The sequence below is a fragment of the Rhizobium lentis genome, assembly GCF_017352135.1.
Taxonomy (GTDB): domain Bacteria; phylum Pseudomonadota; class Alphaproteobacteria; order Rhizobiales; family Rhizobiaceae; genus Rhizobium; species Rhizobium lentis.
Window position 1 is genome coordinate 201,287 of the sequence record NZ_CP071454.1, and the last position, 18,750, is coordinate 220,036.

Here is an 18,750-nt window from a genome sequence, read left to right on the forward strand (position 1 = left end):
TACGACTTCGCGAAATCACACCTTCGCTGAAAGTGTTTCAGCAAGACCTTTCCGGCAAGGAAAACCGCCCGTGACGTCCGGCGGTAGTCGTTGGCGTCGTGAAACCGGCGGCGCTCGCCAGCGTTGACGCGATAAGCGGCGGTGATCGTCGGCGCTCATCTGAGAAACGTTCATCGGCGAGAGAGGGAAGGAAGCAGAAAGAAGAGTTGCAAGAATCTTTTTCATGTCAGGTTCCTCGTGCTGGGCAACGGATCAAAAAGGACCGAAAGGATGAACCGAAACTGAAACTGAAATTAAATTTTTCTAATGAAATCAGTGCAGTGCCCCGAGGAAGCAATATTTTAGATTAAGCTTATACGCGTTCCCAAACGGCCACTCTCCTCAGATCGATCGTTTCAAGAATCGGGCACGGTCGGCGTTGCCGGAAAACGGATTCGATTTCCAGAAAGATTGAGCGCAGATTCGAAATTTGGAGCGTCCCGCGCACATCCCCTCGTTCGAGACAACAATGGTGTAAATGGAGGAAACCATGCCTGGCATCAGCACGCGCTACATCGTCGATGACGTCGACGCCGCTGTCGATTTCTATAGGCAGCATCTCGGCTTCTCCGTCGCGTTTCGCCCAGCCCCCACCTTCGCCATTCTGACCAGGGATGGTTTTCGTCTGCTCGTCAGCGGCATGACGGGACCAGGCGGAGCGCCCCAGGCTATGCCCGACGGACGAAAGCCGAAGCCTGGTGGATGGAACCGCATCCAGATCGAAGTCGAGGACCTGGAGGCGGAAGTCGGAAGATTGCGGCAGGTCGGCGCACGGTTTCGCAATGAGATCGTACAGGGCATGGGGGGCAAGCAGATCCTGCTCGAGGATCCGGCCGGAAACCCGATAGAGCTCTTCGAAGCGCCGAAAAAATCAACGCGGTGACATTCATCTTTCTGGGTGCCTGGCTTATCGCACAAAAGGTCCGAGTGATGGTTGTCCGGCGTGGACGTTACTGATGGCGAGATTGGCGGCTGCGCCTTGTCACTTGTGTGCGAGCGTGTAGTTTCGGACTCGCGTCAATTCAGAGGTAGGCAAAACATGTCCGAATCCGCGGGCGGGCTCCTCGACTATGTCGGGATATTCGCCGTGATTTTTCTCGTGGCCGCCAACGGCTTTTTCGTCGCTGCCGAATTTGCGATGGTGTCCGTCAGGCGCAGCCGCGTCGCCGAGCTCGTCGCCGCGGGCCGGATGAATGCCAAGGCCCTTCAACGCGCCGTCGACAATCTCGACGCCAATCTCGCAGCCACCCAGCTCGGCATCACCATCTCTTCGCTGGCGCTCGGCTGGGTCGGCGAACCGGCGCTTGCCCACCTGATCGAGCCCCTGCTCTCCTGGCTGCCCGGGCGATGGGCGACGACGGGCGCCCACACCGTCGCCATCGTCATCGCCTTCGTCATCATCACCGCGCTGCACATCGTGCTTGGCGAACTCGCCCCGAAGAGCCTGGCGCTCCAGCGCAGCGAAGCCACCTCGCTTGCCGTGGTGCGCCCACTCGGCTTCTTCCTGGTGCTGTTCAAACCGGCGATCTTCACATTGAACGGCATGGGCAATCTCGTGCTCAAGGCCGTCGGGCTTCGTGCCGGAACCGGGGAATCCTCCTTCCACTCGCCGCAGGAGCTGAAGCTCCTGGTCGCCGAAAGCCAGGAGGCCGGACTCTTGAATCCGGTGCAGCAGCAGCTGGTCGAGCGGGTGTTCAATATCGGCGACCGGCCGATCTCCGACATCATGACGCCGCGCCTCGATATCGAATGGTTCGATGCCGATGACAGCGAAGCCGAGATCCTGAAGACGATCCGCGAATGCAGCCATGAACAGCTGCTGGTCGCCCGCGGCTCGATCGACGAGCCGATCGGCATGGTCTTGAAGAAGGATCTTCTCGACCAGGTGCTCGATGGCGGCAAGGTGCGGCCGATGGATGTGATCAAGCAGCCCCTGGTGCTGCATGAGGGCACCAAGGTCGTGCGCGTGATCGACAGCTTCAAGGCCTCGCCGGTGCGGCTTGCCATCGTCATCGACGAATATGGCAGCCTCGAAGGCATCGTCACCCAGACCGATCTGCTCGAAGCCATCGCCGGCGATCTGCCGGGCGCCGACGAGGAGCCCGATATCGTCGTCCGCGAAGACGGTTCGCTGCTGATCGACGCTATGATGCCTGCCTTCGACGCCTTCGAACGGCTGGGCCTCAAGGATCGCCCCGACGCTGACTTTCACACGCTCGCCGGCTTCGCGCTACATCAGCTCCAGCATATCCCCGAAACAGGCGAAACCTTCCTCTTCGAAGACTGGCGCTTCGAGGTGATCGACATGGACGGCATGCGCATCGACAAGATGCTGGCGACCCGCGTCCCGGCGGACAGAGTAGAGGGCTAGCTCACCGCCAGCGTCCAGAGCATGCCTGCGATCGCGCAGGCAAGGAGCGTCGTGATAACAGAGGTCTTGAACCGGAAGATTGCGACGGCGGCGGCGGCGGCGAGCGCGATCGCCGACGGCACGGCCGATTGCAGCACGGGAACGTCGAGCTGCAGGCTGCCGAAACTGACCGAGGCGACCTCGGCAAACAGCGTGTGCAGGCCGAACCAGATCGCGAGATTGAGGATGACCCCGACCACCGCCGCCGTGATCGCCGACATGGCGCCGGCGAGCGCCACATTGCCGCGGAGCTTTTCGATGAAGGGCGCGCCGAGGAAGATCCAGAGGAAGCAGGGCACGAAGGTCACCCATGTCGTCAGGATCGCGGCGAGCGTGGCGGCGAGCATCGGATCGAGCGACCCGGGATTGCGAAAGGCGCCCATGAAACCGACGAATTGAACAACCATGATGAGCGGCCCCGGCGTCGTCTCGGCCATGCCGAGGCCATCGAGCATCTCGCCGGGTTTCAGCCAGCCGAAATGCTGCACGGCCTCCTGCGCGACATAGGCGAGCACTGCATAGGCGCCGCCGAAGGTGACCACCGCCATCTTGCTGAAGAACAGGCTGATCTGGCTGAAGACGTTGCCCGGTCCGAAGAATACGTAAAGTGTGGCGACGGGCACGAGCCAGAGGGCGAGCAGTACCGCCGATATGCGCAGCGACCAGGCGAGGTTGGGACGCGCATGATCAGGTATGCCCTCGCCGAGCGCCGAGTCGGCATCCGACAGCACCGCGCCGCTTGCGGCCTTGTGGCCGCCGCCCGGGCTGAAGGCGGCAATCCCGAACCGGCCGCCGAGGAAACCGGCAATAGCGGCGGCCAGCACGATCAGCGGGAATTGCACGTGAAGGAAGAAGATGGCGACGAAGGCCGCGGCGGCGATGGCAAGCATGACGCGGTTTCTCAGCGCCCGGCCGCCGATGCGGATGACCGCCTGCACGACGACAGCCAACACGGCCGCCTTCAGCCCGAAGAAAAGCCCGGCGACGATGCCGACGCTGCCATAGGCCGCATAGATGTAGCTGAGGCCGAGGATCGACAGGAAGCCCGGCAGCACGAAGAGCACGCCGGCCACGAGACCACCCCATGTGCGATGCATCAGCCAGCCGATATAGACGGCGAGCTGCTGCGCCTCCGGGCCGGGCAGCAGCATGCAATAATTCAGGGCATGCAGGAAACGGTGCTCGCCTATCCATCGTTTCTCGTCGACGATGATCCGGTGCATGACGGCGATCTGGCCGGCCGGGCCGCCGAAACTCAAGGCGGCGACGCGCAGCCAGACCCGGAAGGCTTCTGCGAACGAGACACCGTGATGATGCCCCTCGCCCGCGCTCTTCTTCCCCGCCTGCCCGGCGGGCGCATTCTCCGTCATCTCGACCATCTCATGCTCTTTTCTTCGGCGCGGGCCAATTGTGTGTTTCCTCGGTCGCGTCGCGGCACCAGCGGAAGAAGGCATCGTAGAGAAGCATTCCGGCCTCGAGCTGCTCCAGATCGTCGGAATACATTCTGGAGAGGCCGAGAGAGGCGGCAAGCAGTCCGGCCGCCTCGGGCGCAAGATCCGGCCTCGCGGTATCGGCCGCTCTGACGATCCTCGCGAGGCGCAGAAGTGGCTCGGACGCCAGCCCGAACTCCTCGACCATAACGTCGAAAGTGCAGAGTTCCCCGCGATGGCTCCAGAACACGTCCTCAATATCGAAGGGTACTGCCCCGAAGCGCTCGCCGACGGCGATAACCTCAGGCGCCGGCACGAACAGGAAGACGGCGTTCGGATCGACGAAACGCCGGATCAGCCACGGACAGGCGATGCGGTCGATTTTCGGCCGCGCCCGCGTCACCCACACGGTACGCCCCTGCTCGTCTCGGCGCGGCAGCTTCGCCTCGGGCACGACAGGCCCAACCGCGACCCAGGCCTCGAAGCCGCCTTCGAGGCTTTCCGCTTCGATCCCGGCATGTCTGAGATAGGCGGCGACGCCATGGCTGAGCTTGGCGCCCCTCTGGCAGATCACGACGGCGGCATCGGCATCGATGCTGTGCGCCCAGGAGCCGACCTCGGTATGGTCGCGCCGGGTCGAGCCCGGCACCAGGCGAGGATCGAGCGCGAAATCCTCTTCCGTGCGCACATCGATGATACAGGGCGCACCGGGGGTTCCGATGAGGCGGCTGAGCTTGTCGGGAGATATTTCGAGAAATGACGGCATGACGCGTCCCTCCGTTGATCGGTTTTACCGGACGCGATTCTTCAGCATGGCGCCTCGTGGGGTGATCGCGACCCCAGAACCAAAGCATTGGCAAAGAGACCCAGTCCTGTCAAGGACGGCGCATTCGCTGCGGTGAGGACTGTCTACATGGCGGCTGTGCTGTGTGTATGACGGGCGACGAGCATTTCGGGTGTCATCCTGCCCAAGCCCTTCGCTTGCCGCTCAAGGCAGGAGCATAAGCGAAGGGCAATACAGAGTAATCACCGCCGCTCAAGGAGCTGCTCAAAGCCCAAAAACCCCGCCAACACAGGCACTTCGGCCCCAGAATGGAACAAAAAGCCCACTCGGCCATTTCTCTCTCACCGAAACAGGAGAAAGTACCATGACGTACGACCCCAATAATGCCAACGACCCGAACCGCCCGCTGAACCCAAATCTGGACCTGCGCACCACGCCCGGTACGCGCAGCAGCAACACGTGGGTCGTCTGGGTTGCTGCATTGGCCGTGATCGCTGTCGCTGCATTCGCCTATTCGCAGTGGAGCAGCACCCCCGGCACCTCCCCGGACACGACAGCTTCCACGACCCAATCCGAGCCGGCACCGGCTAAGCCGATCGCTCCTACCGATAACAGCGCAACGCCTGCCCCGGCACCTGCGCCAGCCACTCCGCCGGCTGCCCCTGCCCAGCAGTAACCGCTGCACGGTTTAGGTAAGTCGCGCTGGATACCTCCTTGGCGTATCCCGCAGGATACGCCAAGGAGGATCTATGCGTATACGGCGGGGCATCCCTCACCTCGAGATCGATCCAGATTTTCGGTCATGCCATCGGTACCAGCTTCTTTCTTTAGAAAACCCTTGAATATCTCCAGGCAGTCTCCTACCTAGGATATATTGAAATTTGTCTCTGACGGCTGACCACGGATGTACTGGCAGCCGTCATTGAGACAGATCGAGGAAGGTCGGTGCGAGTTTCGCCCGGCCTTTTTTCTTGCCCCTGCCGGAAGGACACGCGTACACAGACGTCGGCGCTTGAGGCAGACGCGGTCGGCGCCTGCCGGCGAGATTAGTTCGGGATCCTGTTGTAGAAGGATTGGGGATCGTACACGCACTCATAGTCGAGACGGCACATTTTGCCGTCCGCGTCCCTCACCGTTGCAGTGTCATACTTGTCACCCAGATTGCATCTGGCCGGCGGATAACGGAAGCTGCGGCCGCCGATGCCCATGCGCACGAAAACTGCCTTCTCCTTGCGGATGATCTGCGCAAGCTTCTCGCAGCTGTGATCCCTGGCTTTGACCTCGACCGCCTCGACGGCAAGGGCGGCTGCGGACGGAAACAATAGGAAGAACGCCACGGCGACGCTTTTCATGGAAGCTCCTGAATATCAGAGTATGAGGAATGGCGAAATGTGTGAGCGGTTTTCGGATGACATCCGGCGCAATTGACGACGAAATTCCGATCTAGGGGAAATTATAGGGCGACGCCGGGTCGAACACGCAAGCATAATCCAGAACGCAAGCCCTCCCTTCAGCATCGCGAACGCTCGTCGTGACGCGCTTGTCGCCCATGTTGCACTGTGCGGGCGGATAGCGGAAACTGCGGCCGCCAAGACCGACACGGACAAAGACCTTTTTATTCTGCCGGATGATCCGTGCAAGCTCGCCGCAGCTGTGATCGCCTGCTCTGACCTCGATTGCCCCTGCGGCAAACACCGGCAGAGGCAACGATAAAGCTACAACGACAATGACGATTCTCATGGACCCTCCGATTTGTGAGAGGGACATAGGGCGCGCAGATCGACGCAGCCAGCCCTGCGGCCGGTCCGCAACATACCGCCTGCCTCGAAACAAGGCCGGGCGGACCCGGCCTCGATGCAATTAATCAATCTTATCAAGAAGAATGGTGGGTGATGTAGGGCTCGAACCTACGACCCGCTGATTAAGAGTCAGCTGCTCTACCAACTGAGCTAATCACCCGTTCGCGCTTGGCTGCGCGGTGTGACGGGGCGTATAAACAGGATCGGCTGGCTTGTCCAGCGCATCGGCGAAAATTCTTTGGTTAATCTCAAAGATTTTTCTGCATGGCTGAAATGCGGGACATGATCCTGAAATTCGAAATCGATTTTCGGAAAGGATTATGGGCAGATTCAAAGTGATAGCGCGTCCTGCCGGACGCGCAGCACTCGCATAAAATCAAAGGTCGAGCGTGCCGCTGGCCAGCCGCACCGCCTGGCCGCCGATGCGCGCGTTGGAAATTGCCCCGCCCTCGACATCGATATGCAGGTGGATGAAAGACGGACGCCCCATCTCCAAGCCCTGCTCGATCATGATCGGGTGGTGCCCGTCCGTCAGCCGGTCAAAATGGCGGATTGCGCCGGAGAGGGCGGCGGCCGCCGCGCCTGTGGCCGGATCCTCGACGAGGCCCATGCCGCTGGCGAACATACGCGCATGGAACTTCGCCACGTGGTTGACGCCGCCGCGGCAATAGACATAGGCCGAGGCGAGAGCGCCATCGGCGAAAGGCACGATCTTCTCCCAAAGCTGCGGATCGAATTCCACCCGCTGCGCCGTGCCGACATCATGCACCGGAATGAGCAGAAACGGAACACCGGCGCTCCAGACCGAGGGGACGTGATTTTCGAAGCCTATTTCGGTGACCTTCAAGGACAGCGCATCGGCGATGCCGAGCTTGTCGAGCGGCATGACGGCCTGCTGCGATTTGCGCGGCAGGTCGAATTCGGCAAAGCTCGCCTCGCCCTCCCGCAGCCGCACCGCGCAGCGCACCGGCCCGATATTTTCCTCGAGCACCGTCACGAGATCGAGCGCCGCTGCGCCATGGGCCCGCTCGGCCAGCGCGATCGCCGTGCCGACCGTTGGATGGCCGGCAAAAGGCAGCTCGCGGCCCGGCGTGAAGATTCTGAGCTTCGCCGCATAGGCGGGGTTGGTCGAAGGCTGCACGAAAACCGTCTCGGAGAGATTGATCTCTCGGGTGATCGCCTGCATTGCCTCGTCGCTGAGATCATCCCCGTCGAAGACTACCGCCAGCGGGTTGCCGGCAAGCTTTCGATCGGTGAACACGTCATAGACGCTGTAGCTTCGCGCCACCTCGGCCTCCTTGAATCGATCCTCGCGTCGCCAACCTGCCCGACCAAGCCGTCGAGTGCAAGGCGCTATGTCCGCTAAGAACAACCCATCTCCGGCAGGAAACGCCGACAGTCGCGGATTTATGCGTGATTGTTAATGAAAACGATCTTGTTTTTCGGGAGGGTGGTGTTGGAGCGCGTGCGAACGCGCGGCTGTCCCGGGAATGGAGAGGGTGCATCATGCTTACGCGCCGGTGTGCCCGTGGGACACCCAGGCACGCCGGCGCAGGGATCTAGACACGCTGCACCCGAGGATGCCTCACCCCTTGGTTTCCTGGCCTCTACATCTCACACACCGCCCCTGCCGAAATACCAATCAAGGACCGGCAGCATGGAGACATTATACGGATTGGCCTCATGATCGGCCGACCGGATCGCCACCGCGCCTGCGATTTCCTTATCTTCAGCGACCAGCATGTGGGCCTCGATCCGCTCGACCATCTCGTCGGCCGTCAAATCGAAGCGGAAGAGGCGCATCAGCGTCACCGTACGCCTGGCGTGGCTGGCGTAGAGCCCCTGCTCCGCCACGGAATCGGAAAGGTCGAGGCCGGTCTCCTCCAGAACCTCGCGGCGCATGTTGGCCTCGACATCGCAGCGCCCGTCGACAATATCCTCGGGCTCCAGCGAGCCGGCGGCGAAATAGACCTGGCCGGGATTGGCAGTGTGTGCGCCCATTCGGATCGCCACCAAAGCGCCATCCGAGCTTTCAAGCACCGGGTAAGCGAAAATGTGCAGTCCGCCCTGGCGCTGCGGCTGCCGCCGCCAGTGCATGAACGCGGAAAAGGGCGTCACATAACCCTCGCCGGAAATCCCGTCTTCACCGAGCGACAGTCGTTGCTGGAAGATGAGGCGCCCGTCGAAGAGTGCCGGATTGGCGGCCGTCTCCCTTACCCAGTTTTCGCGGATCGCCGCTTCCTCGGCCGCGACGAAAGGATGGGTGCCGGGCAGGATCTTGAGATCGACGCCGGCGATCGGGAAGACCGTGGCTTCCGGCGGCCAGCCGGCGAAATCATCGGAAAAATCTGCGTTTGGAGACTTCACGTTCAAATTGGTTTTCATGGGAGATCCAATGTCATGACGACGGGGCAATGATCGGACGCCTTCGGTCTGTCCCAGCCGGTGCGCGGGTAACGCTCCACCTCCTGCCCGGGCGGGAAGACGGTGCGGTAGGGTTGGCCGTTGCGGATGATTTCGGGCAAGCGGCCCGCATTATGGGCGGCAAGAGCCGGCGAAAGCCAGATATAATCGAGCTGGCAAAGGTGCTGCTCCTGCGGCCCGCGCGCGTGATAAAGCGTCCAGCGGTCGAGCGGCTGGCGACGACGTACGATATTCTCGGCAAAGCCATCATGGCTGAAGACATCGAGCGCGCTTTCAGCCTCGTCCTGATGCTCAAAGCGGTAGTCGGTCCCCCGCCGGCCGATGACGTCGACCCGCTCCTGGTAATCATTCATGTCGCCGCAGATGACGAAGCTCTTGCTGCTGGTATGACCCGCCCCGAACCGGTCCTCGATGATGCGGCGCACGGCGCGCGCCTCGGCGCGACGGATCGGCAGCGTCGATTGCCGCCCGTCCAGCCCGTCGCGAGGGTTGCCCATCGACTTGAAATGCACGACATAGAGCGAGAAAGGCCTGCCGCCGATCAGGAGGTCGAGCTCCAGGCAGTCGCGCTTGAAGATCTTGTCGTCGATGCGGTTGGTAAGCGCGAGCTCCTCGTCGAAGAGTTCGAAATCGCGATAGGTCGTCATCGCGTGGCTTCTGATATCCCTGAGCTCGATCTTCTGGCCGTCGCGCGTTTCCTCGCGCATCAGCACCGCGACATCGATGCCGCGACTGTCATTGCCCTCGACCAGGAATTTCTGCCGATAGCCGTTTCCGACCATGCGGAAGAGATAGCCGTATTCGAAGGCCTGAAGCGCGGCCATGTTGTCGATTTCCTGCAGGCAAAGGATATCGGCGTCGGCATCCGCGATCGCGAGCGCCGTCATCTGCCTGGTGTCGTCGGTCGACGCGATGACCCGCGCCTGCTCGAGCTGCTGATAAACGCCTTCGCTATTCACCTCGAAAAGCTTGATGACACGATCCTGGCGCAGCTCGTTGCGGAAGCCGGTGAAATCGAAACGGGTCAGCAGATTTTCGACGTTGAAGGTGGCGAGGCGAAGCGACATGGAATGAGTCCGGTTGCGGACGGTACATTATCCGGCAATCGCCGCAGGAAAAGATGGCGGAGGCAAGAAATGTGCGGATAGCGCCATCTTGAACCATCGGCCATCGCCTCAAAGGGGCGTGGCGGAGATCGGTGAAGTCATATAACTTCTGATATCGTTTAGGTATTCTGCCCCCGGAGCCGCAAAAATCATGACACCGAAGAGAAAGTGATCCTGGAAGCCCTAGCATCTATGTGTGAGCAATACATAAGCGAAGACAATGGCTACCTGAACCACAAGGCAATGCACGCGGGCGAACTGGCGATAGAAGTTCTCTCCGCGTACGGTCTGGTCGAGCCAGCTCCTCAAGGTGGCCGATGGACGGAAAAGGGAATGCTTCTTCTCGACGATTCCTCAGACCTGGATTCTTTTATCTCTTCGTTGAAATCGTAACCCAGCCTCAAAGCCGCCAGCCGGCGCGGATGACGGCACGCACGGCTTCGCCGGCCTCGACGACGACGCGGCTGTAGGCGCGCAGCGTCTGGCCGTTGCCGAGCGTGAGTTTGACGGCATAACGCTCGCCCTCGAAGAGAACGGATTCGACGGTCGCGGGCGTCCCCTCGCCGCCGATGATCACATCCTCCGGCCGCACGAGAATATCGGCGCCGTCGGTATTGGCGGCTTGAAGCGCATCCTGCAGCTCGTCCCACTCCAACTGGCGTTCGCCACCTATCACCGGCAGCGTCAGGATCGCGCCGCGCCCGATCAGCCCGCCGACGATGCGGCCTTCCGGCCGGGCATAGATTTCGGCGGGCGGCGCCACCTGCAGCAGGCGGCCCTCGGACATGACGGCGACGTCGGTTGCCAGCGCCATCGCCTCGCTCTGATCGTGGGTGACGTAGATCATCGTCGCGTCCGAGCGCTGATGGAACTCGCGGAAGGTTTCCTCCATCTCCTGCTTCAGGTGCCGGTCGAGATTGGCGAGCGGCTCGTCGAGCAACACGACGTCGGGCGATGTCACCAGGCAGCGGGCGAGCGCCACGCGCTGGCGCTGGCCGCCGGAGAGATCGGCCGGCCGGCGTGCAGCGTAATCGGCGAGCCGCACGGTGGCGAGCGCCTCGCCGACCTTAGCCCGGTAAGCCGCGCCCGAAATGCCGCGCACCTTCAGGGGATAGCCGACATTATCCGCCACACTCATATGCGGCCAGAGCGCATAGGACTGGAAGACCATCGCCATGTTGCGCTTTTCCGGCGGCAGCGATTGCGCGGCATCGGCCAGCAGCCGTTCGCCGAGATGTATCGAGCCGTCGGAGGGCGTCTCGAAACCGGCGATCATCCTGAGCACCGTGGTCTTGCCGCAGCCGGAAGGCCCGAGCAGCGCCAGGAAACCACCCTCGCGCACATCCAATGAAAAGCCGCTGACGGCGGCGCGCCCGGTGCCGAAATCCTTGGCCACACGGTTGAGGATCAGCTTCGCCATGGGACCACTCCTTTCGGCAGGCGTTTCGCCAGGAGTTCCAGGAGCAGCATCATGACGACGACCATGAGGACGACGAGCACCGAGAGTGCCGAGGCAAGGTCTGAACTGCCGCTGTCGTCGAGATTGTAGATGGCGACGCCAAGCGTCTGGGTGCCGGCCGACCAGAGGAGCGCGGAGATCGTCAGCTCGTTGCAGGCGATCAGGAAGACGAGGATGACGGAAGCGCCGGCAGCCGGCGCAATCAGCGGCACGATGATGTCGAAAAGCCTGCGGAAGAAGCCGGCCCCCGAAAGCCGCGCCGCCTCTTCGAGCGCCGGATCGAGCTGGTGGAAGGCGCTGACGACGGGTTTCAGGCTGACGGCGAAGAAGGAGGAGAAATAGGCGATCAGGATGATCCAGATCGTGCCATAGAGTGAGACGTTGAGGACCGGGATGGGAGCGGCGAAGACCAGGATGAAGGCAACCGCCATGACGATGCCGGGCAGCGAATAAGGTATCTCGATCAGGCTGGCGATGATGCGCGATACCGCGTCCCTGCGCCGCGCCAGCGCATAGGCCGCAAGCACCGCCACGACAAGGAGACCAAGCGCGGTCGCGCCGGCGAGCGACAGCGAATTGATAAAGGCCGTGCGCGTCACCGCCTGCCTAAAGAGGATCTCCTGGAACGCATGCAGCGACATGGTCTTGAAGGAGAGCGGCACGCCATAGGCCGGCACCAGCGCGCCGGCAACGAGCGCGAAGAAGGGTGCTGCCAGCATGAAAAACAAGATAGTCCACAGGAACGGCGTGAAGAGGAGGCGCCAAGGACCAAGTTCGAAGGCGGCATTGGCTCCCGATAACCCGATGACGCGATAGTCGCGGCCTCGGAGCGCCCGATCCTGGATCATCAGGCCTGCGACCGAAATCATCGCAATAATCGCTGAAAGCACGGCGACATCGCCGAAGGTGCGGCTGGTGAAGGCTGAGAATTTGGTGAAGATCAAGGTCGGTAGGGTAAAGATCGAGGCCGGGATGCCGAGAATGGCGGGGATGCCGAAATTGCCGGTGCAGGAAACGAAGGAGATCGCCGCGCCGGCAATGATGCCGGGCAGCGACAGAGGCAGGATGATGTCGCGGAACACACGCAAGCTGGAAGCGCCGGAAAGCCGCGCCGCCTCGACACCGTCACGCGGCAGCGTCATCAACCCGGCGCGCAGCGCGAGATAAACCAGCGGCGCATGCTGCACGCCATAGAGCAGCGCGATGCCGCCAACCGAATAGAGCGACTGCGGCGAGCCGAGCGGCGGCGCAAGCGAGAGCGCCTTCAGCAGCGGGCTGGATGGGCCGGACATCTGCACCCAGGCGAGCGCCGTCACCTGCGGCGGGATCATCATCGGCAGCACAAAGAAGAAGCTGAGCGGCCCCTTGCCGCGGATATCGGTCAGCGTCAGCAGGAAAGCGAAGAGGCAGCCAATGAGAAGCGAGATGATCGTGCCGAGAACCGACGTGACCATGGTGTAATAGGTGGCCTGCCAGAGCAACGGCTCACTCAAGACATCGATGACACCGCCGCTGGCGAAGGCCGCAATCCCGACCATGGCGAGGCGAGCGAGCGGCAGCACGCTGAGGAACAGAACTGATATAACGATAAAAGGAAACAGCCAGGCGGGCTGGCTGTTTCCCGGTCTCACGTATCCTTGCATGGAAGGATCAGTTCGAGCCGTAGATGCCCGAGAAGATCTTCAGATCCTGATCGGTATTCTTCAAAGCTTCGGCCGCCTTGATCGGCAGGACCTTGATCGTGTCGCGCGCCGGGAAACCATCCGGAACCTTCATGCCGTTGCGTGCCGGGATATAGCCGAGCTTGAGGAAGCCTTCCTGGCCTTTTTCAGAAAGCACGTAATCGACGAACTTCTTGGCGGCCTCGGCATTCTTGCTGCTGGCGAGGATGCCGACCGGCTCGGTGACGGCGGATACGCCTTCGCTCGGGAAGACGAACTCGACGGGAGCGCCCTTGGCCTTCTCGCGGATCGGCAGGTAATCGACGACCACGCCATAGGCCTTCTCGCCGGAGGCGACCGACTTCAGCACGGCGCCGTTACCGCCGGCGGCGATCGCGCCGTTGGCCTGCAGCGACTTGTAGAAGTCCCAGCCGAGGCCGGGAACAGCGGCAAGCGTCTGTGCGTGGATGAGGGCCGCACCCGACGCGAGCGGGCTCGGCATCGTCACGAGCCCCTTGGCCTCAGGCTTGGCCAGGTCCTTCCAGCTCGCAGGCTTCATCGCGGCGGAAGTGTTGTACATGATGCCGGTGGTGATCAGCTTGGTGGAGTAGTAGTAGCCGTCGGCGTCATAGAGGGTGGCGTCGTAGGCTGCTGCTTCCGGCGACTTGTAAGCAAGCAGCTTGCCCTCTTCCTTCAAGCGCTCCAGCGTCACCACGTCGGCGATGAGGAGAAGATCGGCGACCGGATTGCCAGCCTGGATCTCGGCCTGCAGCTTGGCGATGATCTTCGGCGTGCCGTCGCGCACCCAGTCGACCTTGATATCGGGATTGGCGGCCATGAAGCCATCGACCGTCGCCTGCGCGTCTTCGTTCGGCTGGCTGGTGTAGAGAACGAGGTTTGCGGCCGAAGCCGGAATGGCAAAAAGGCTCGCGGCAAGAAGGGCCGCGGCGGAAACGATTGTTTTCATGGGAGGGGTCCTCGGGATTGCGTCACCCCTCCCTTATTAGGGGTCGTTGACAGAGATGTGACAAGCGGTGGCCTCTGCCGCCCATGTCACCAGGGCTGCTGCGCGGGCATCACGAAGAGCTCGGCGATATCCATCCGGCCCGGGGCCTGCAGTGCGAAGAGCACCGTCTCGGCAATGTCGTCGGCCTTCAGGAATTCCATCTGCTCCTTGAGCGCTTCCATCTGGCCCCGATAATTGCCGTCGGAAATATGTTCGAAGAGCTCGGATTCCACCGCGCCCGGCTGGATGCAGGTCACGCGGATATTATGCTTCTTGGAAAGCTCGAGACGCATGCCTTCCGAGATCGCCGTCACCGCATGTTTGGTGGCGCAATAGACGGCAAGACCCGGGAAGACTTTCCTCCCGGCGATCGACGAGGTGTTGACGATATGCCCGCCCTTCTGCCTGATCATCATGGGCAGGACCGCGGCAGTCGTGTTCAACAATCCCTTGATGTTGACATCGACCATGCGATGCCACTCATCGGTCTTCAGCGCCTCCAGATCCGAGATCGGCATCAGGCCGGCATTGTTGAAGAGAATGTCGATCGAGCCGAAGGCTTCTGCGAGCTTTTCAGCGCCCGCCGTGACGGAGGCCTGGTCGACAACGTCCATTTCGAGAGCGACGGCCTGGCCGCCATGATCAGCGATCTGCTGCTGCAGCGCAGAGAGCCGGTCGAGCCGGCGGGCGGCGAGCCCGATCTTGGCGCCTGCCTTTGCGAGTTTCAGCGCGGTGGCGGCGCCGATACCGCTCGACGCACCGGTGACGAGAGCAACCTTACCATCAATAGACATGTTTGCTTCCTTTCATGTGGCGGCCCCGAATGCGGAGCCGGCCGCTGTTGACGGAAGACAATCTAGGAGAGGCGACCAACCTTCGCGCTCGGGCCTTTGCGGCCGATATCGCGATCTTGCGGCAAACATCAGCCGTTGCGATATTCCGATGGGGTAATGCCGACGGCCTTGCGAAAGACAGTGGCGAAATGGCTGGGGCTGGAATAGCCGACATCGAGACCGATCTCGATGATACTCCGATCGGTTTCCCGAAGCAGCCTTCGCGCCTCGGCCATCCGCATGCGGATGAAATATTCCGAGGGCGAATATCCCGTCGACTGCTTGAAAACCCGGCTGAAATGGAACGGGCTGAGCCCAGCTTCGGCCGCAAGCGCTTCGAGGCTGAAGGCTTCGGCAATCCCGCTTGCCATCAGATCTGTCACCCGGCGAAGCTTGAACGCCGGAAGGCCAACCCGGCGCCGCGGCGGCAGATCTGCATCCGCGTAGGAACGCACGAGATGGACGGCCAGCGCCTGGGCAACCCCCTGCACGAAAATCTCGCTCGGCTCCCTTGCCTCGGTCAATTCGCTGAGGATCAGTTGCAGTAGATGGTTGATCAAAGGGTCGCGTCCGGCCGAAACGTCGCGTAGGCAAAGCCGATCGTGACTGGCGGACAGGACTTCCGCGGCCGCCGCCTCGATCAGCGGCAGGCCCAGATAGACATGCATCACGCGGAACGGTTCGGCTGACATGGAGGTCCAGCGCATCTCATAGGGCGTCGCTGAATTGGTCAGTTAGAAGTCGCCGACATCGGCGCGGGCGCCTTGCCACTCACCGGAGAATTCGCGCTCTTCTATGACGGCCGAGCCGGAAACGATCAAAACCAGCAGCGGTTCGGCAACGGCGGGAACGATAAGCCCGTCCTCCCGCCAGCTATGGGATAGGAGATGCACGAGCACGTTCTTCCAGGCTGGCCCCTCGCTTCGCGAGAGAAGACGACCATGGATGTGGTCGTTGAGCTTGTCGGCCGAGGTTCTGAGCATGCGCGTATTCTGCGAGAACGCCCGCGGTCTTTTCAAGCCCATAATGGGCGCGCAGCATTCGCACCACGGCGCAATCGCGCCGTGGTCTCTGGATCGACTATTACTTCGCAGCCTCTTCGATCAGTTCGGCAACCTTGTCAGGATGCGACACCATCACGACGTGGGAGGCGCTATCGACGACGACGGTCCGCTTGGACCCTGCCCGCTCGGCCATGAAGCCGAGGGCTGCGGCCGGGATGTTCTTGTCGCCGGTGCCGTAGACGAACCATGACGGCAGCTTCTTCCAGGCGGGTTCGCCGGATTTTTCAGTGAGCGCCGCTTCGGTGATCGGCCGCTGGGCCGCTGCCATCAGGCGCGCCTGCTCGGCCGGTACGTCGCTGGCGAACTGGTCACGGAACTTGGCCTGGTCGATATAGAGATCGACGCCGCCTGCGCTGAGTTTTACAGGCGCAGCAAGCGCCCCGGCCAGCGTGCCGCCGGGAAACTTGCCGGCGAGATCGGCAACCGATTCTCCGGCTTCGGGCGCGAAGGCCGCGACATAGACCAGCGACTTGACGTTGTCATGGCCGTTGGCGGCGGTTGAGATCACCTGCCCGCCGTAGGAATGGCCGACGAGGACGACAGGGCCGGCAATGCTGCCGACGACGTCGGACACATAGGCGGCGTCGCTCGAAACGCTGCGCAGCGGATTGGCGGCAGCCACGACCGGAAAGCCGTCCTTGCGCAGGATCTCGACGACGCCGTTCCAGCTGGATGAATCGGCAAAGGCGCCGTGGACGAGAACGACGGTCGGCTTGGCCGGCTGAGCGAAGGCAGCACCGGACAGAAGTGCGCCCGCCAGGGCGACGACAGCAGCAAACTTGAACATGGGTCAATTCCTTTCGTCGGTTGAGTCTAGGGAGCCGAAGCGGGAACCGCACGGGACGTTCACGTGCCTTCAAGTCCCCGCTTTCATTTAATTTGCAAGCGATTTCTTTGTACACGATCTAAATAGCCAGCCTCGTGTGTGACGTCAATAGCTTGCAAACAGATCGCGCACAAATTATATTGATCGCGGAGGAGAGCGTGATGAAAAACACCCCATCGAATGATATCGCCGACGTGCCGAAGATCGATGAAATGCTTTGCTTTTCAATCTATTCGGCAAGCCACGCCTTCAACCAGCTTTACCGCCCCCTGCTCGATGAGCTGGATCTGACCTATCCGCAATTCCTGGTCATGACCGCATTGTGGGCGCGTGACGACCGCACGGTGAAGGATCTCGGCGAGACGCTTTTCCTTGATTCCAGCACCCTCACCCCGCTGCTGAAGCGGCTGGAAAATGTCGGCCTCGTCACCCGCAACCGCAATCCCGCCGACGAGCGCCAGGTGCTCTTGCGCCTGACGAAGGAAGGACAGGCCCTCAAGAGCCGCGCCGCCCACGTGTTCGACTGCATCGGCAAGGCCGTCGGCCTCGACGCCGACACCGTCGACAAAATTCGGGACACGATCGCTGCGCTTCGCGACAATATTCACAAGAAGGACAGGAACGAGACCTGACGCGAGGCGGCGCCCGCCGCGCAGTCACCACGCCAGGACGATTTTCGTCGACAAGCCGATCGCATATTGTACGATCTGCCGGCGGCCCAGCGCACCGCGATCGATGGCGCTCCCATCGCCACTCCTCACGCCGGCCGAACACGCCGCCGTTGCCATTCTGGCGCTTTGCGGTACGTCAATCGCGTTTCGATGAAGGAGGAGTTCAATGGAATATCGTCTGCTCGGCCGTTCCGGCCTGAAGGTTTCGACTTTGACCATGGGCACGATGACTTTCGGCGGCGTCGGCTGGGCGAAGATGGTCGGCCATCTCGGCGTCTCCGAGGCCAAGAAGATGATCGACATGTGCATCGATGCCGGCATCAACCTGATCGACACCGCCAATATTTATTCCAATGGCGAATGCGAAAACATCATCGGCGAGGCGCTCGCCGGCAAGCGGCCGCAGGGCGTCCTGCTCGCGACCAAGGCCCGCTTCGGCATGGGCGACGGTCCGAACGACCGCGGGCTCTCGCGCTACCACCTGATCCGCGAATGCGAGGCGAGCCTCAAGCGCCTGAAGACCGATGTCATCGACCTCTACCAGGTGCATGAATGGGACGGCCAGACGCCGCTCGAAGAGACGATGGAAGCGCTCGACACCCTGATCAAACAGGGCAAGGTGCGTTATGTCGGCTGCTCGAACTATTCCGGTTGGCACATCATGAAGGCGCTCGGGATCGCCAGCGAGCACCGCTATCAGCGCTTCATCAGCCAGCAGATCCATTACACGCTGGAAGCCCGCGACGCCGAATACGAGCTGCTGCCGATCTCGATCGACCAGGGCCTCGGCGTGCTGGTCTGGAGCCCGCTCGCCGGCGGCCTGCTTTCCGGCAAACACCGCCGCAACCAGGCCGCGCCCGAAGGCACCCGCCAGTTCGCCGGCTGGACCGAGCCGCCGATCCGCGACGAAAACCGCCTCTGGAACATCGTTGAGACGCTGGTCGCGATCGGCGAGGAACGCGGCGTTTCCGCCGCTCAGGTTGCGCTTGCCTGGCTGATCGGCCGCAAGGCGGTTACCTCGGTCATCATCGGCGGGCGCACCGAAGCCCAGTTCCGCGACAACATCGCCGCCGCAGGGTTGAAGCTCACGGATGAGGAGCGCAAGCGCCTCGACGCCGTAAGCCAGCCGCCGGTGATCTATCCCTATTGGCATCAGCTGAACACGGCAAGCGACAGGCTTGGCGAAGCCGATCTCGAGCTTTTCGGCCCGCATCTTCAGCAATAGAAGCCGGACGCGA

19 protein-coding genes, 1 tRNA gene and 1 pseudogene are annotated in these 18,750 nt (G+C 62.0%); 5 read left to right on the plus strand and 16 right to left on the minus strand.

Annotated elements, in window-relative coordinates; all coding sequences use genetic code 11:
- Window positions 1-77: 77 nt before the first annotated feature.
- Window positions 78-225: pseudogene (locus tag J0663_RS01085) on the minus strand (RcnB family protein); the annotation flags it as partial.
- Window positions 226-529: 304 nt separating this feature from the next.
- On the opposite strand from J0663_RS01085, the gene J0663_RS01090 reads away from it, so the two are divergent.
- Both J0663_RS01090 and J0663_RS01095 read left to right on the plus strand, forming a co-directional pair.
- The gene (locus J0663_RS01090; protein ID WP_207242651.1) at window positions 530-922 is read left to right on the plus strand and encodes a VOC family protein; all 393 of its coding nucleotides are present in this window, start codon (window positions 530-532) and stop codon (window positions 920-922) included.
- A 156-nt stretch (window positions 923-1,078) separates the two neighbouring features.
- Window positions 1,079-2,410 carry a hemolysin family protein gene (locus J0663_RS01095; protein WP_207242652.1) on the plus strand — a complete coding sequence of 444 codons (1,332 nt, stop codon included), beginning with the start codon at window positions 1,079-1,081 and terminating at the stop codon, window positions 2,408-2,410.
- Here J0663_RS01095 and chrA read toward each other — a convergent pair.
- Together chrA and J0663_RS01105 are read right to left on the minus strand one after the other, a co-directional pair.
- Window positions 2,407-3,828 (minus strand): chromate efflux transporter, encoded by a 1,422-nt coding sequence (gene chrA, locus J0663_RS01100; RefSeq protein WP_207242653.1) that lies wholly within the window; start codon window positions 3,826-3,828, stop codon window positions 2,407-2,409. The two genes, J0663_RS01095 and chrA, sit on opposite strands and share 4 nt — an antisense overlap.
- Before the next feature lies 1 nt (window position 3,829).
- Entirely contained in the window at window positions 3,830-4,645 is an 816-nt protein-coding gene (locus J0663_RS01105; protein ID WP_207242654.1) for a chromate resistance protein ChrB domain-containing protein, read from the minus strand.
- A gap of 382 nt (window positions 4,646-5,027) precedes the next feature.
- Here J0663_RS01105 and J0663_RS01110 point away from each other — a divergent pair, with 382 nt between their 5' ends.
- Entirely contained in the window at window positions 5,028-5,339 is a 312-nt protein-coding gene (locus J0663_RS01110; protein WP_207242655.1) for a hypothetical protein, read from the plus strand.
- A gap of 370 nt (window positions 5,340-5,709) precedes the next feature.
- On the opposite strand, the gene J0663_RS01115 is transcribed toward J0663_RS01110, so the two are convergent.
- The 13 genes from J0663_RS01115 to J0663_RS01170 all read right to left on the minus strand — a co-directional run bounded on the left by J0663_RS01115 (window position 5,710) and on the right by J0663_RS01170 (window position 16,802).
- Window positions 5,710-6,015 (minus strand): hypothetical protein, encoded by a 306-nt coding sequence (locus tag J0663_RS01115; protein WP_207242656.1) that lies wholly within the window; start codon window positions 6,013-6,015, stop codon window positions 5,710-5,712.
- Window positions 6,016-6,106: 91 nt separating this feature from the next.
- A complete protein-coding gene (locus tag J0663_RS01120) occupies window positions 6,107-6,403 on the minus strand; it encodes a hypothetical protein (RefSeq protein WP_207242657.1) in 297 nt (98 codons plus the stop codon).
- 143 nt (window positions 6,404-6,546) lie between these two features.
- Window positions 6,547-6,622, minus strand: a tRNA-Lys gene (locus J0663_RS01125).
- Window positions 6,623-6,838: 216 nt separating this feature from the next.
- Window positions 6,839-7,750, minus strand: coding sequence for a PhzF family phenazine biosynthesis protein (locus J0663_RS01130; protein ID WP_207242658.1), 912 nt, complete (start codon window positions 7,748-7,750; stop codon window positions 6,839-6,841).
- Between the two features lie 326 nt (window positions 7,751-8,076).
- The gene (locus tag J0663_RS01135) at window positions 8,077-8,847 is read right to left on the minus strand and encodes an NUDIX hydrolase (RefSeq protein WP_207242659.1); all 771 of its coding nucleotides are present in this window, start codon (window positions 8,845-8,847) and stop codon (window positions 8,077-8,079) included.
- A complete protein-coding gene (locus J0663_RS01140) occupies window positions 8,844-9,953 on the minus strand; it encodes an endonuclease/exonuclease/phosphatase family protein (RefSeq protein ID WP_207242660.1) in 1,110 nt (369 codons plus the stop codon). Before J0663_RS01140 ends, J0663_RS01135 begins: the two co-directional genes overlap by 4 nt.
- Window positions 9,954-10,392: 439 nt before the next feature.
- Window positions 10,393-11,412 (minus strand): ABC transporter ATP-binding protein, encoded by a 1,020-nt coding sequence (locus J0663_RS01145; RefSeq protein WP_207242661.1) that lies wholly within the window; start codon window positions 11,410-11,412, stop codon window positions 10,393-10,395.
- Window positions 11,400-13,094, minus strand: coding sequence for an ABC transporter permease (locus tag J0663_RS01150; RefSeq protein ID WP_207242662.1), 1,695 nt, complete (start codon window positions 13,092-13,094; stop codon window positions 11,400-11,402). Before J0663_RS01150 ends, J0663_RS01145 begins: the two co-directional genes overlap by 13 nt.
- A gap of 7 nt (window positions 13,095-13,101) precedes the next feature.
- Entirely contained in the window at window positions 13,102-14,079 is a 978-nt protein-coding gene (locus J0663_RS01155) for an ABC transporter substrate-binding protein (RefSeq protein ID WP_207242663.1), read from the minus strand.
- Between the two features lie 86 nt (window positions 14,080-14,165).
- A complete protein-coding gene (locus J0663_RS01160; RefSeq protein ID WP_207242664.1) occupies window positions 14,166-14,912 on the minus strand; it encodes an SDR family oxidoreductase in 747 nt (248 codons plus the stop codon).
- 128 nt (window positions 14,913-15,040) lie between these two features.
- Window positions 15,041-15,643 carry a helix-turn-helix domain-containing protein gene (locus J0663_RS01165; RefSeq protein WP_246590350.1) on the minus strand — a complete coding sequence of 201 codons (603 nt, stop codon included), beginning with the start codon at window positions 15,641-15,643 and terminating at the stop codon, window positions 15,041-15,043.
- Window positions 15,644-15,685: 42 nt separating this feature from the next.
- Entirely contained in the window at window positions 15,686-15,934 is a 249-nt protein-coding gene (locus J0663_RS31140; RefSeq protein ID WP_246590351.1) for a hypothetical protein, read from the minus strand.
- A 100-nt stretch (window positions 15,935-16,034) separates the two neighbouring features.
- Complete coding sequence (locus J0663_RS01170) at window positions 16,035-16,802, minus strand: alpha/beta fold hydrolase (RefSeq protein WP_207242665.1); 768 nt, start codon at window positions 16,800-16,802, stop codon at window positions 16,035-16,037.
- A 200-nt stretch (window positions 16,803-17,002) separates the two neighbouring features.
- Between J0663_RS01170 and J0663_RS01175 the strand changes: the two genes are divergently transcribed.
- Window positions 17,003-17,473: a MarR family winged helix-turn-helix transcriptional regulator gene (locus tag J0663_RS01175; RefSeq protein WP_207242666.1), complete on the plus strand. Its 471-nt coding sequence runs from the start codon at window positions 17,003-17,005 to the stop codon at window positions 17,471-17,473.
- Window positions 17,474-17,678: 205 nt separating this feature from the next.
- Window positions 17,679-18,737: an aldo/keto reductase gene (locus tag J0663_RS01180; RefSeq protein WP_207242667.1), complete on the plus strand. Its 1,059-nt coding sequence runs from the start codon at window positions 17,679-17,681 to the stop codon at window positions 18,735-18,737.
- Window positions 18,738-18,750: the final 13 nt, after the last annotated feature.

Coding starts and splice junctions, on each gene's coding strand:
- J0663_RS01090 (WP_207242651.1), top strand. CDS start 530: ATGCCTGGCATCAGCACGCGCTACATCGTCGATGACGTCGACGCCGCT.
- J0663_RS01095 (WP_207242652.1), top strand. CDS start 1,079: ATGTCCGAATCCGCGGGCGGGCTCCTCGACTATGTCGGGATATTCGCC.
- chrA (WP_207242653.1), bottom strand. CDS start 3,828: ATGGTCGAGATGACGGAGAATGCGCCCGCCGGGCAGGCGGGGAAGAAG.
- J0663_RS01105 (WP_207242654.1), bottom strand. CDS start 4,645: ATGCCGTCATTTCTCGAAATATCTCCCGACAAGCTCAGCCGCCTCATC.
- J0663_RS01110 (WP_207242655.1), top strand. CDS start 5,028: ATGACGTACGACCCCAATAATGCCAACGACCCGAACCGCCCGCTGAAC.
- J0663_RS01115 (WP_207242656.1), bottom strand. CDS start 6,015: ATGAAAAGCGTCGCCGTGGCGTTCTTCCTATTGTTTCCGTCCGCAGCC.
- J0663_RS01120 (WP_207242657.1), bottom strand. CDS start 6,403: ATGAGAATCGTCATTGTCGTTGTAGCTTTATCGTTGCCTCTGCCGGTG.
- J0663_RS01135 (WP_207242659.1), bottom strand. CDS start 8,847: ATGAAAACCAATTTGAACGTGAAGTCTCCAAACGCAGATTTTTCCGAT.
- J0663_RS01140 (WP_207242660.1), bottom strand. CDS start 9,953: ATGTCGCTTCGCCTCGCCACCTTCAACGTCGAAAATCTGCTGACCCGT.
- J0663_RS01145 (WP_207242661.1), bottom strand. CDS start 11,412: ATGGCGAAGCTGATCCTCAACCGTGTGGCCAAGGATTTCGGCACCGGG.
- J0663_RS01150 (WP_207242662.1), bottom strand. CDS start 13,094: ATGCAAGGATACGTGAGACCGGGAAACAGCCAGCCCGCCTGGCTGTTT.
- J0663_RS01155 (WP_207242663.1), bottom strand. CDS start 14,079: ATGAAAACAATCGTTTCCGCCGCGGCCCTTCTTGCCGCGAGCCTTTTT.
- J0663_RS01160 (WP_207242664.1), bottom strand. CDS start 14,912: ATGTCTATTGATGGTAAGGTTGCTCTCGTCACCGGTGCGTCGAGCGGT.
- J0663_RS01165 (WP_246590350.1), bottom strand. CDS start 15,643: ATGTCAGCCGAACCGTTCCGCGTGATGCATGTCTATCTGGGCCTGCCG.
- J0663_RS31140 (WP_246590351.1), bottom strand. CDS start 15,934: ATGCTCAGAACCTCGGCCGACAAGCTCAACGACCACATCCATGGTCGT.
- J0663_RS01170 (WP_207242665.1), bottom strand. CDS start 16,802: ATGTTCAAGTTTGCTGCTGTCGTCGCCCTGGCGGGCGCACTTCTGTCC.
- J0663_RS01175 (WP_207242666.1), top strand. CDS start 17,003: ATGAAAAACACCCCATCGAATGATATCGCCGACGTGCCGAAGATCGAT.
- J0663_RS01180 (WP_207242667.1), top strand. CDS start 17,679: ATGGAATATCGTCTGCTCGGCCGTTCCGGCCTGAAGGTTTCGACTTTG.